Genomic DNA, 1,502 nt, shown 5'->3' on the forward strand with positions numbered 1-1,502 from the left:
GGTCGGGCGCCGAGGCGTTCCACGCCGCCACCCGCCCCAGCGTCGGGCGCAGCCCGTGAATGCCGCAGGCATAGGCCGGATAGCGGATCGACCCGGCGATATCGGTGCCATGGCCGATGGCGCAAATCCCCGCCGCCACCGCCGCCCCGGCGCCGCCCGAGGATCCGCCGGGGGTCAGCGCCGGGTTGCGCGGGTTCAGGGTTTGCCCATGCAGTTGGTTGCGGGTGAACCAGCGCAGCGAGAAGGCCGGCGTATTGGTGCGCCCGACAACCACCGCCCCGGCCCGGCGCAGATTCGCCACAACCGGGCTGTCCTGCTGCGCGATCAGGTCCTTCTGGATCCGCAGGCCGTTGGTGGTGGCGTGGCCGGCCTGGTCGACATTGACCTTGATGGTCACCGGCACCCCGGCCAGCGGGCCGGGATCGTCGCCGCGCGACCGCGTCTCGTCCACCGCCCGTGCCGCCGCCAGCGCCTCGTCGGGAAATTCCTGCACCACCGCGTTCAGGGTCGGATTGACGGCGGCCAGCCGGTCCAGATGCGCCTGCGTCACCTCGACGGCGGACACCGCACCGTCGCGCACCTGCGCGGCGATCTCACTTGCGCTGAGCCGCCAGATGTTCTGCATGTGCTCTCCCCGCGGCGCCATGCTGCCAAGGGAACGCAAAAGCCGGGCAAAATCAACGGGTCACGGTGGAAAACCGCCGAAACCCGCCGGTCTGCCCTCAGCCCTCGGCCAAAGCGCCCAGAAGCGCGTCACGCGTGTCGACCAGCCGCACCCGATAGCGGCGCAGCGCCTTGCAGGCAAACTTGTTATGCCGGGCGGCGTTGCTTTTCGGATCGCGGCGGGCGTCGGCCTCGAGGTCGACGATACAGGTGTCGACCTCTTCAATTTCCTTGATGATCTCGGCCAGTTCGGTTGCCTTGTCACTCATTTCCCAATTTCCTTTTTGCCAATGCAGGAAAAATGCCTGCGTCCTTCACGAAAATATTGCCACCGGCGCCCCGCGGCGCCGGCAGGCAGGACCAGCATAGCCGCTCAGGCCGGGATCCGGCAAGCTTTGGCCAGGCGTGCCCCGGCCGGCAGATCGCGCAGGGCAACCCCGGCAAGCCGGCCCAGGTGCCAGGCCAGAACCAGGTTCGAGGACAGCACCGGCAGCCCGGTTTCCGCCTCCAGCGGCGCGATGATGTCCAGCGTGTCCAGATTGGTGCAGGACAGGAACAGCCCGTCCACCCCACCCGTCCGCACCAGATCCACGGCGGCGGCGTGGATCGACTCGGGGGCAAACCGGGCGACGCGGGCCTCTTCCGATTCCTCGAACGAGCCGAAGACCGGGGTCTCGATCCCCTGCCCGGCCAGCACCGCGCGCAGCCGCTCGGACACCGCGGCGACATAGGGCGACAGGATTGCCAGCCGTGTCAGCCCCAGCGTGGCACAGGCCGCGACCAGCGCGCTGACCGGCTCGGTCACCGCGCGGGTCTTTGCGCCTCGCCGCAGCTGCGCC

At 69.4% G+C, this 1,502-nt stretch carries 3 protein-coding genes; all 3 read right to left on the reverse strand.

Annotated elements, in window-relative coordinates; all coding sequences use genetic code 11:
- Window positions 1–625, reverse strand: a 625-nt coding sequence (locus CVM52_RS25680; RefSeq protein ID WP_240621081.1) for an amidase family protein, incomplete at its 3' end; no start/stop codon positions are given.
- Window positions 626–722: 97 nt separating this feature from the next.
- The gene (locus CVM52_RS25685; protein WP_100165055.1) at window positions 723–932 is read right to left on the reverse strand and encodes a hypothetical protein; all 210 of its coding nucleotides are present in this window, start codon (window positions 930–932) and stop codon (window positions 723–725) included.
- Between the two features lie 104 nt (window positions 933–1,036).
- Window positions 1,037–1,502: aspartate racemase/maleate isomerase family protein (locus tag CVM52_RS27280; protein ID WP_503128407.1), on the reverse strand; the 466-nt coding region annotated here is incomplete at its 5' end.

The sequence above is a fragment of the Pseudooceanicola lipolyticus genome (assembly GCF_002786325.1).
Lineage (GTDB): Bacteria > Pseudomonadota > Alphaproteobacteria > Rhodobacterales > Rhodobacteraceae > Pseudooceanicola_C > Pseudooceanicola_C lipolyticus.